The organism is Ideonella sp. B508-1, assembly GCF_000333615.1.
Taxonomy (GTDB): domain Bacteria; phylum Pseudomonadota; class Gammaproteobacteria; order Burkholderiales; family Burkholderiaceae_C; genus Ideonella.
Genome location: NZ_BADL01000255.1, coordinates 1 through 10,851, shown reverse-complemented (window position 1 = coordinate 10,851; position 10,851 = coordinate 1). Strand labels below are relative to the sequence as shown.

Below are 10,851 nucleotides of genomic sequence, written 5' to 3'. Positions count from 1 at the left end.
GAGGCAGCGGGTCACCCTGCTGGTCCGGCGCGGTGAATGGGTCAACTATGTCATCGTCCAGCCCGGTGTTCGCTGAGGCGGTGAGGTACCTTGGTTGAGTGCGGTAAAGGGTTTTTCCACAGGGCGAAAGTTGCGGGGGCCCGGGCTGATGCCTGGACCCGCAGTTTCCCCTCGGAACTGTGAATAAACTGTTGATAACTTCGATGTGGAAGGCGGCCCCAAGCCGCTTTCCTGCCACATCGGGGCATTGCGGGAAGGGCCTTTTGGCTACAATGGAAGCCCAACAAGCAGTTGCCATACGTTTTGTTGGAAGGCGCGTCTCCTCTTTGGACGTGCCTTTTTTTTAGCTGCTGTGCCCACGCCGCGCCTGCCGACATCCGACCCGGGCGGGGGCGCCAGACAGCCCTCGCCTCGACCCACACTGCCATCGTCCTGGCCTCCTGACACCAGGCCCTTCCGACGGCCCATCGCCGAATTTCTCACCGCATGGACCACATCCGAAATTTCTCCATCATTGCCCACATCGACCACGGCAAGAGCACGCTGGCGGACCGTCTGATCCAGCGTTGCGGTGGCCTGAGTGACCGCGAGATGGAAGCCCAGGTGCTCGACTCGATGGACATCGAGCGCGAGCGCGGCATCACGATCAAGGCACAGACCGCCTCGCTGCAGTACAAGGCCCGGGACGGCAAGGTCTACAACCTGAACCTGATCGACACGCCGGGGCACGTGGACTTCTCGTATGAAGTCAGCCGCTCCCTGTCCGCCTGCGAAGGTGCGCTGCTGGTGGTGGACGCCTCGCAGGGTGTCGAGGCCCAGACCGTGGCCAACTGCTACACCGCGCTGGACCTGGGCGTGGAGGTGATTCCGGTCCTGAACAAGATGGACCTGCCCCAGGCCGACCCGGACCGGGCCAAGGAAGAGATCGAGGACGTGATCGGGATCGATGCGTCCGAGGCCATTCCCTGTTCGGCCAAGACGGGTCTGGGCATCGACGACATCCTGGAGGCCGTGGTCGCCCGCATGCCGCCGCCCAAGGGCGATGCCGGCGGTCCGCCGCGGGCCATGGTGATCGATGCCTGGTTCGACAACTACGTCGGCGTCGTGATGCTGGTGCGCATGGTCGATGGCCAGTTGGGCAAGGGTGAGCGCATCCGCATGATGGCCACCAACGCGGTCTACCCGATCGAGCACCTGGGTGTGTTCACGCCCAAGAGCGAGAACCGGGACGCCCTGCGGGCCGGTGAGGTGGGCTTCATCATCTGCGGCATCAAGGAGCTGGCCGCCGCCAAGGTGGGCGACACCGTCACGCTCGAGAAGAAGCTGCCCAACAACGCCGGCCCGGCCACCGAGGCCCTGCCGGGCTTCAAGGAAATCCAGCCGCAGGTGTTCGCCGGCCTGTACCCCAGCGAGGCCAGCGAGTACGACCAGCTGCGCGACGCGCTGGAGAAGCTCAAGCTCAACGACAGCTCGCTGCGTTTCGAGCCGGAAGTCTCGCAGGCGCTGGGCTTCGGCTTCCGCTGCGGTTTCCTGGGCCTGCTGCACATGGAAATCGTGCAGGAGCGTCTGGAGCGCGAGTTCGACCAGGACCTGGTGACCACCGCCCCCAGCGTGGTCTACGAGGTGGAACTGGGCGACGGCGAGGTCATCGAGGTGGAGAACCCCTCCAAGATGCCGGACCAGGGCCGCATCCGGGAGATCCGCGAGCCCATCGTCACGGTGCACCTCTACATGCCACAGGACTATGTGGGCGTGGTGATGACGCTGTGCAACCAGAAGCGTGGCGTGCAGCTCAACATGGCCTACCACGGCAAGCAAGTCATGCTGACCTACGAGCTGCCGCTGGCCGAGATCGTGCTGGACTTCTTCGACAAGCTGAAGTCCGTCTCGCGCGGCTACGCCTCCATGGACTACGAGTTCAAGGAATACCGCGCCGCCGACGTGGTGAAGGTGGACATCCTGATCAACGGCGACCGCGTCGACCCGCTGGCCATGATCGTGCACCGCAGCCAGAGCGCCTACCGCGGCCGCGCGGTGGCCGCCAAGATGCGTGAGCAGATCCCGCGTCAGATGTACGACGTGGCCATCCAGGCCGCCATCGGCGCGAACATCATCGCGCGCGAGAACATCAAGGCGCTGCGCAAGAACGTGCTGGCAAAATGCTACGGCGGCGACATCACCCGCAAGCGCAAGCTGCTCGAAAAACAGAAGGCCGGCAAGAAGCGCATGAAGCAGATCGGTACCGTCGAGGTGCCGCAGGAAGCGTTCCTCGCCATTCTCCAAGTGGATGACTGACACCCCCATGAGTGCATTGACCGCCGTGCTGTACGGCGCCCTGATCGTCTACCTGGGCGGTTGGTATCTGGATCTGTGGTTCGGCAACTTCGCGCTGCTGCTCTTCATCCTCTCCGTGGTCACCGGCCTCTACTGGGTGGCCGAGAAGTGGCGCTTCAAACCCCGGCGTGAGGCGGCCGCCCGCACGCTGGAGACCCAGGATGCCGCGCGCCGTGCCGAGCTGTCCAAGCTGGGCATCGACAAGGTCGACGGCGACATCGCCGCGGCCCGCGAGCAGTTGCTGCGCCAGCCCTGGTGGCTGGATTGGACCGCCGGCCTGTTCCCGGTGATCATCGTCGTCTTCGTGATGCGCTCGTTCCTCTTCGAGCCCTTCAAGATCCCCTCGGGCTCGATGATTCCGACGCTGCAGGTGGGCGACCTGATCCTGGTGAACAAATTCCACTACGGCATCCGCCTGCCGGTGATCGACAAGAAGATCATCGCCAACCACGATGTGGCCCGCGGCGACGTGGTGGTGTTCCGCTACCCGGTGGATCCGCGCCTGGACTACATCAAGCGGGTGGTCGGCGTGCCGGGCGACGAGGTGTCCTACCTGAATGCCCAGCTCAAGATCAATGGCCAGCCGGTGCCCACCCAGGCCCTGGGTGATGCCTACGACGACGAGAGCATGCGCTACATGTCGCAGTTCTCGGAGAAGATCGGGCCGGTGGAGCACCGCATCCAGCGCCGCCCGCAGTTGCTGCCCTTCAATGTGGATGCACCGCGCCAGTTCCCCTTCCGCGAGAACTGCCGCTACAGCATCGAGGGTTTCGTCTGCAAGGTTCCCGCGGGTCACTACTTCATGATGGGTGACAACCGGGACAACTCGGAAGATTCGCGATACTGGGGCTTCGTGCCGGACGAGAACATCGTGGGCAAGGCCTTCTTCGTCTGGATGAACTTCCGCAACCCTGGCCGCATCGGCGGCTTCCAATGAGGTGAACCCCATGGCGATCCGCACCAGGTCCCACCATTCCGTCACTGCCGCTGACCGCCAACGGGGTCTGTCGCTGCTCGGCATGCTGTTCTGGGCCGTGCTGATCGGGATGCTGGCCTTGCTGGCCATGAAGGTGTTTCCCTCGATCAACGAGTACTTGACCATCCAGCGGGCCGTGCAGAAGATCGCCGACTCCGGGGTCAGCACCCTGCCGGAAATCCGCAAGGCCTTCGAAGCCCAGAAGGACATCGAGTACTCGATCAGCTCCATCGGGCCGAACGACCTGGAAGTGGACAGCAGCGGTGACCATGTGAAGATCAGCTTCGCCTACGACAAGGAGATCGAGCTGTTCTCGCCGGTCTTCCTGCTGATCAAGTACCGCGGTGGCAACCGCTGAGGAACGGCCCAGATGAGCGCGCCGGGACGTGATGAACTGCTGCAGCAGCGGCTGGGCCACCGCTTTGCGCGGCCCGAGTTGCTGCGGCGCGCCCTCACGCACCGCAGCCACGGCGCGGAGCACAACGAGCGCCTCGAATTCCTGGGTGACGCCGTGCTCAGCCTGGCGGTCTCCCGTCTGCTCTTCGATCGCTTCGGTGATTCCGACGAAGGGGATCTGACCCGCGTGCGGGCGCACCTGGTGCGGGAGGACAGCCTGCACAAGGCCGCCCTGCAACTGCACCTGCCCGAGGTGCTGCGCATGTCCGAGGGCGAGGCCAAGGGCGGGGGCGCCCAGCGCGCCTCCATCCTGGCCGATGCCATGGAAGCGGTGATCGGCGCCGTCTACCTGGACGGTGGGCTGGAGGCTGCGCAGGCCCTGGTTCAGCAGCTGTTCGGCGAGGTCATCACCTCCACCACCGCCGAGAGCTGGCGCAAGGACGCCAAGACCGAACTCCAGGAATGGCTGCAGGGCCGCCGCCTGCCGGTGCCGTCCTACCGCATCCTGGCCACCCGGGGGCAGGCCCATGCCCAGACCTTCGAGGTCGAATGTGCCGTGCCCAGCCTGGGCAAGGCACAGACCGGCGAAGGCCGCTCCCGCCGCGCCGCCGAGCAGGAGGCCGCCCAGAAGATGCTGGCCCTCCTGCAGACCGAGGAAGGCGTGCGCCCCGGCGCCCGCGACTGACGTCACCCCTGCGCGCAGGCCCGCCGCGGGGCCTGCCGACCCCTTTGAATCCCGCCGGTGGCGCTGATGCGCGCCCCGCGCCCACCCATTTCGCCGCACAATGTCCAACGTGGAACCTGACCAGCCTTTTTCCCTGCCGCCGTCCGAAGTCGATGGCCAGCCCACCCGCTGTGGCCTGATCGCCATCGTCGGGCGCCCCAACGTGGGCAAGTCCACCCTGATGAACGCCCTGGTGGGGCAGAAGATCAGCATCACGTCCAAGAAGGCGCAGACCACCCGCCACCGCATCACCGGCGTGCGCACGGTGGACGAGGCGCAGTTTGTGTTCGTGGACACCCCGGGCTTCCAGGTCAAGCACGCCAACCCGCTCAACCGCACCCTCAACCGCACGGTGCAGTCGACGCTGTCGGATGTGGACATCGTGCTGTTCCTGGTGGAAGCCGGCCGCTTCGGCATGGACGACGCCAAGGTGCTGGCGCTGATCCCCGAGGGCAAGCCCTGCGTGCTGATTGCCAACAAGCTGGACACCGTGCAGCGCCGGGCCGATCTGCTGCCCTGGCTCAAGAGCATGCAGGAGCGCCACGCTTTTGCCGAGTTCGTGCCCATGTCGGCGCAGAAGCAGGCCGATGTCGACCGGCTCTTCGCCATCCTCAAGCCCTATCTGCCAGAGCAGGAATGGTTCTACGACGAGGATGCGCTGACCGACCGCAGCGAGAAGTTCCTGGCCAGCGAGATCATCCGCGAGAAGCTCTTCCGCCTGACCGGCGATGAGCTGCCCTACACCTCCACCGTCGTGATCGACAAATGGGACGAGGAGGGCGCCTTGCGCCGCATCGCGGCCACCATCGTGGTCGAGCGCGATGCCCACAAGGGCATGATCATTGGCGAGAAGGGAGAGCGCCTGAAGCGCATCGGCACCGAAGCCCGGCAGGAGCTGGAGCGCCTGATGGAGGCCAAGGTCTTCCTGGAGCTCTTCGTCAAGGTGCGTTCCGGCTGGGCCGCCACCGAGGAACACCTGCGCAGCTACGGCTACGAGTGAGCGCGCCGGCCCCGGCCCCCACCGCATCGGCATGTCCTCCCGTCGCGCCACGGCCCCTGCGCCGGCCTATGTGCTGCACCGCTACGACTGGAGCGAGTCCAGCCTGATCCTGGACCTCTTCAGCCGCGACCAGGGCCGCATCACCGTGGCGGCCAAGGGGGCCAAGCGGCCCTACTCGCAGCTGCGCCCGGTGCTGCTGCCTTTCCAGCGCCTGCAGGTGGTGGCCAGCCGGCCGGCCAAGGACGAGACCGCCGACATCCTCACCTTGCGCAGCGCCGAATGGGCCGGTGGCCAGCCCATGCTGGGCGGCGCGGCCCTGTTCAGCGGCTTCTACCTCAATGAGCTGCTGATGAAGCTGCTGGCCCGGCACGACCCGCACCCGCTGCTGTTCGACGCCTACGCCGCCACGCTGCCTGCGCTGGGCGCGGCCGACGACACCCTGACCCAGGCCGCGCTGCGGGCCTTCGAGATCGTGCTGCTGCGCGAGATCGGCCTGCTGCCGCAGTTGGACGAACAGACCGCCTCCGGCCTGGCTGTGGCGGCCGACGCCCCCTACCAGTTGCGGCCCGAACTGGGCCTGGTGGCCTGGCAGCAGGGCGAGGCCGCGCTGCCCGGCGCCCGCTGGGCGGCCCTGCAGCAGGCCCTGGACCATGGCGCGCTGGTCGAACTGCAGACCCTGTGCGCCCAGGCCTTGCCCGCGCTCAAGACGACCCTGCGCGGCCTGCTTCACTATCATCTGGGCTCGCCCCGGCTGCGCACGCGCGACGTGATGATCGACGCGCAGCAGCTGATGGACGCGCCCCTCCCATTGGCGTCCTCCTCGCCGACCACACCATGAACCCGCTTGTCGCTCCCGAAGCCGGTGGCCATTCCGGCGCCGGCACCGCTCTGTCGGTCAACCTCAACAAGGTCGCGCTGCTGCGCAACACCCGCCACCTGGGCATCCCCAGCGTGACGCGGGCTGCCGACATCGTGCTGAAGGCCGGTGCCCAGGGCATCACGGTGCATCCGCGGCCGGACGAGCGCCACATCCGCGGCAGCGATGTGCACGAGCTGGCCGAGTTGCTCAAGGTTTGGCCAGCGGTGGAATACAACATCGAGGGCAACCCCCTGCACAACCTGATGGACTTCATCCGCGCGGTGCGGCCCCACCAGGCCACCTTCGTGCCCGACACGGTGGGCCAGTTCACCTCCGACCACGGCTGGAACCTGCCGGCCGATGCCCCGGTCCTGAAGCCGCTGATCGACGAATGTCATGCGCTGGGCGTGCGGGTCAGCCTCTTCATGGACCCGCTGCCCGAGGCCATGGCCCATGCCGCAGCGCTCGGCGCCGACCGGGTCGAGCTCTACACCGAGAGCTGGGCGGCGGCCTGGGGCACGCCCCGGCAGGACGAGGTCGGGGCCCGTTTCGCGGCCGCCGGTCAGGCCGCGCTGGCCGCCGGCCTGGGCGTCAACGCCGGCCACGACCTGAGCCGCGACAACCTGGCGGACTTCCTGCGTCTGGTGCCGGGCGTGCAGGAGGTCTCCATCGGCCACGCCCTGATCGCCGACGCGCTGGAGCTGGGCTACGACGCCACGGTGCGGGCCTATCTGGCCTGCATCCGCCAGGTGCAGGGCAGGGCCTGAGCATGGTCGTCGGCATCGGTACCGACATCTGCGACCTGCGCCGCATTGCCGGGGTGCTGGCCCGCAAGGGCGACCGCTTCGCCCAGAAGGTGCTGGGGCCGGCGGAATGGCAGGTCTTCCAGGTCCGGCGCGCCCGGGCAGAAAGCCGTGGGCTGGCTTATCTGGCCAGCCGCTTCTCGGCCAAGGAGTCCTTTTCCAAGGCCATCGGTCTGGGCATGCGCATGCCCATGACCTGGCGCTCCTGCGAGATCCTCAATCACCCCAGCGGTCAGCCCTTTGTCCACCTGTCGGAGGAACTGGCCGAGTGGTTTGCGGCGCGCGGCTGGCGCGCTCATGTCACCCTCAGCGACGAGACCGACTACGTGGTCAGCTTCGTCGTCGTGGAAACCCTTGCCGACGCTCCGGCGTCCCCTTCCCCATGAACCACCACAGCCCCGTCATCCTCGACATCGCCGGCACCGCGCTGACCGCGGACGACCGCCGCCGCCTGGCCCATCCGCTGACCGGCGGGCTGATCCTCTTCACCCGCAACTGGCAGCACCGGGCGCAGCTCACCGCATTGATTGCGGAGATCAAGGCCATCCGTGAAGACCTGCTGGTTTGCATCGACCATGAGGGCGGCCGGGTGCAGCGCCTGCGCACCGATGGCTTCACCCATCTGCCACCGATGCGCCACTACGGCGAGCGCTGGATGCAGGATGCGATGGTCGCCACCGAGGCCGCCACGGCGGCCGGCTTCGTGCTGGCCAGCGAGCTGCGTGCCTGCGGCGTGGACCTCAGCTTCACCCCCGTGCTGGACCTGGACCACGGCGAGAGCGGCGTGATCGGCGACCGGGCCTTCCACCGCGACGCCCGGGTGGTGACCCTGCTGGCCAAGAGCGTCATGCATGGCCTGCTGCTGGCCGGCATGGCCAACTGCGGCAAGCACTTCCCCGGCCATGGTTTCGTCAAGGCCGACAGCCATGTTGCGGTGCCGGTGGACAAGCGCTCGCGCAAGGCCATCCTGGCCGAGGACGCGCAGCCCTACGCCTGGCTGGGCGGGGCCCTGACCAGCGTGATGCCCGCCCATGTGATCTACCCCAAGGTCGACGCGCGGCCGGCCGGCTTCTCGCCGGTCTGGCTGCAGGACATCCTGCGCCACCAACTGGGTTTCGAGGGTGCCATCTTCAGCGACGATCTGAGCATGGAAGGCGCCCGCTTCATCGAAGGCCGACCGGTCAGCGCCACCGAGGCCGGTGTCGCGGCGCTGCAGGCCGGCTGCGACCTGGTGCTGCTGTGCAACCAGTCCCAGGTGGAGGGCGGCCGGCCGGTGGATGAGCTGCTCGACGGACTGATGCAGGCCGAGGCCCAGGAGCAATGGGCGCCGGAGCCCCTGTCGGAACAGCGCCGCCTGGCGCTGCTGCCGCAGACCGAACCCCTGCCCTGGGATGAACTGATGATGTCGCCGGCCTACCAGCGCGCGCTGGAGCGTCTGCAGGGCTGAGCGTCCCATGCTTTCATCTGACAGGGCATTGGCCTGATGCTCAACCGCTACGACTGGGGGCTGCCGCCGCAGCAGGCCGATCGCAGCGCGCTGGTGGACGAGGTGGTGACCCGCCGCCAGGGCCTGCTGACCATGCCGGCCTGGGGTGGCGAGCCGGTGGTCACGGCCCACATCGCCGACCTGTATGTCGATCTGTCGGCCCGCGCCGAGGGCAGCGTGGGGGCGGGGCGGCCGACGGCGCCCTGAGGCTCGCCGCCCTATCTGACGGTCCCCATGAAAAAACGGCCCCGCGGGGCCGTTTTCATTGGGGGCGCCGTGTGGCGCTCAGGACTGGGGGGCGTCGAAGGGCAGGGTGACCTGGCTGAGGTCCTTGCGGGTCTCGACCAGCACCAGCGGGCCTTCGTCCAGCACCACCACCGGCGGCCGTTCGCGCGGCACATGGACCGGCTTGGGTTCGGCGGCGATGGCTTGCTGGACCACACGCACCTTCTCGGCGTCGGAGTTCACCCAGCTCAGGCCGGCGCCCGCCGCGATGGCGTTGAGCTCGTCCAGGGCCAGGGTGTAGGTCGGCACCACCACTGGGGCGGCGGCGGCCGGAGCCGGCGCTGCGACCGGCGCGGCGGAAGCTTCAGCTTCCACCGGGGCCGGGGCTTCGGCCACCACGCTGGGGGCCGCGGCAGCGGTCTCTTCGCCCAGCGGCGCGGCCGGCATGGCCTGGCTGCCTTCGTCCGGGGTGTCGGCCTGCTCGCGGCGGGNGCGGCGGTTGCGACGGCCACGGCCTTCACGTTCGCCTTCGACCGGCTCGGCGGCCGGCGCATCGGAGGCGGCGGTGGTCAGCTGGTCCGTGGGGTCGGCGGCGGTGGCTTCAGCCGGGGCTTCGCCCTCGACCGCGCCTTCGGCGCCCTGACTCAATTCGCCCTCGGTGCGCTCGCCATCGGGGCCACGGCCACCACGGCGGCGGCGGCGGCGGCCCCCGTTGCGCTCGGCATCGGCCAGAGCGCCTTCAGCCTCTCCACCCTCGACCTGGTCGACCAGGGCGTGGCCCGCACTTCCAGCTCGGTGCGCGGCTTGCGTTCCTGCGCGCCGGTGTCCAGGGCCTCGACGCGCTCGGGGGCGTTGCGGCGGCCTTCACCGCGGCCGCCACGTTCGCCGCGCTCGGCACGTTCTCCACGGTCACCGCGCTCGCCGCGGTTGTCCTCGCGGCGCGGTTTGTTGCCGCCTTCGCCACGGCCGCCCTCGGCACGCTGGCCGCCGTTGCGGCCACCGGCCTCGCCACGGTTGCCACGCTCACCGCGCTCACCGCGTTCGCCACGGTCCCGGCGATTGCCACCATTGCGGCCACCGCGTTCGCCACCTTCGGTCTTGCCTGCCGGGGTGGGGGTGGGCTCGGCCTTGGTGACAGGAGCCGGGGCCGGCTCGGTGCCGAACAGCTTCTTGAGCCAGCCGAAGAAACCGCCGCCGCTGGGGGCCGCCGCCGGTGCAGGTGCTGCCGCAGCGGCCGGGGCCGGTGCCGGCGTGGGGGCGGGCGGCGGTGCCACCGGAGCCGGCTGGTCGGGCAGCACGCCCTTGATCACCGGCTCCTGCTTGGGCTTGGCCTTCTCGCGGCGCGAGATGGAGACCTCTTCGTCGGTCTCCTGCACCATGGTGTAGCTGGCCTGCAGGTTCTCCAGGCGCGGGTCGTCGTGGCGCAGGCGCTCGAGTTTGTAGTTGGGCGTGTCCAGGTGCTTGTTGGGCACCAGCAGCACGGTGATGCGCTGCTTGAGCTCGATCTTGCTGATCTCCTGGCGCTTCTCGTTGAGCAGGAAGGAGGTCACTTCCACCGGCACCTGCACGTGCACGGCGGCGGTGTTTTCCTTCAGCGCCTCTTCCTGGATGATGCGCAGGATCTGCAGCGCCGAGGATTCGGTGTCGCGGATGTGGCCGGTGCCGTTGCAGCGCGGGCAGGTGATGTGGCTGCCTTCGGACAGGGCCGGGCGCAGGCGCTGGCGGCTCAGTTCCAGCAGGCCGAACTTGGAGATGGAGCTGAACTGCACGCGGGCGCGGTCGAAGCGCAGGGCGTCCTTCAGACGCTGCTCGACGTCGCGGCGGTTCTTGCTCTCCTCCATGTCGATGAAGTCGACCACGATCAGGCCGCCCAGGTCACGCAGGCGGCACTGGCGGGCGATTTCGTCGGCGGCTTCCAGGTTGGTGCGGGTGGCGGTTTCCTCGATGTCGCCACCGCGGGTGGCGCGCGCCGAGTTCACGTCCACGGCCACCAGGGCCTGGGTGTGGTCGATCACGATGGCGCCGCCCGAGGGCAGGTCACCGGCGGC

At 68.3% G+C, this 10,851-nt stretch carries 11 protein-coding genes; 10 read left to right on the top strand and 1 reads right to left on the bottom strand.

Going from position 1 to position 10,851, the window contains the following annotated elements:
- The first annotated feature begins 486 nt into the window (after positions 1-486).
- From lepA to I73_RS10520, 10 genes are all read left to right on the top strand, one after another.
- Positions 487-2,295 carry a translation elongation factor 4 gene (gene lepA / locus I73_RS10565; RefSeq protein WP_022980576.1) on the top strand — a complete coding sequence of 603 codons (1,809 nt, stop codon included), beginning with the start codon at positions 487-489 and terminating at the stop codon, positions 2,293-2,295.
- A gap of 7 nt (positions 2,296-2,302) precedes the next feature.
- Positions 2,303-3,271: a signal peptidase I gene (gene lepB, locus I73_RS10560; protein WP_026096571.1), complete on the top strand. Its 969-nt coding sequence runs from the start codon at positions 2,303-2,305 to the stop codon at positions 3,269-3,271.
- 10 nt (positions 3,272-3,281) lie between these two features.
- Positions 3,282-3,668, top strand: coding sequence for a DUF4845 domain-containing protein (locus tag I73_RS10555; RefSeq protein ID WP_022980574.1), 387 nt, complete (start codon positions 3,282-3,284; stop codon positions 3,666-3,668).
- Between the two features lie 12 nt (positions 3,669-3,680).
- Positions 3,681-4,391: a ribonuclease III gene (gene rnc / locus I73_RS10550; RefSeq protein WP_022980573.1), complete on the top strand. Its 711-nt coding sequence runs from the start codon at positions 3,681-3,683 to the stop codon at positions 4,389-4,391.
- Between the two features lie 100 nt (positions 4,392-4,491).
- Entirely contained in the window at positions 4,492-5,430 is a 939-nt protein-coding gene (gene era, locus I73_RS10545; protein ID WP_022980572.1) for a GTPase Era, read from the top strand.
- Positions 5,431-5,461: 31 nt separating this feature from the next.
- Entirely contained in the window at positions 5,462-6,268 is an 807-nt protein-coding gene (recO, locus tag I73_RS27320) for a DNA repair protein RecO (protein WP_022980571.1), read from the top strand.
- Positions 6,265-7,056 (top strand): pyridoxine 5'-phosphate synthase, encoded by a 792-nt coding sequence (locus I73_RS10535; RefSeq protein ID WP_022980570.1) that lies wholly within the window; start codon positions 6,265-6,267, stop codon positions 7,054-7,056. The genes recO and I73_RS10535 overlap by 4 nt, the downstream gene beginning before the upstream one ends.
- A gap of 2 nt (positions 7,057-7,058) precedes the next feature.
- Complete coding sequence (acpS, locus tag I73_RS10530; RefSeq protein ID WP_022980569.1) at positions 7,059-7,478, top strand: holo-ACP synthase; 420 nt, start codon at positions 7,059-7,061, stop codon at positions 7,476-7,478.
- Entirely contained in the window at positions 7,475-8,539 is a 1,065-nt protein-coding gene (gene nagZ, locus I73_RS10525; protein WP_022980568.1) for a beta-N-acetylhexosaminidase, read from the top strand. The genes acpS and nagZ overlap by 4 nt, the downstream gene beginning before the upstream one ends.
- A 36-nt stretch (positions 8,540-8,575) precedes the next feature.
- On the top strand, positions 8,576-8,785 hold the full coding sequence (locus I73_RS10520) for a hypothetical protein (protein ID WP_022980567.1): 210 nt from the start codon (positions 8,576-8,578) through the stop codon (positions 8,783-8,785).
- A 662-nt stretch (positions 8,786-9,447) separates the two neighbouring features.
- Here the strand turns inward: I73_RS10520 and I73_RS27315 are convergent.
- Positions 9,448-10,851, bottom strand: a 1,404-nt coding sequence (locus tag I73_RS27315; RefSeq protein ID WP_306304230.1) for a ribonuclease E/G, incomplete at its 5' end; no start/stop codon positions are given.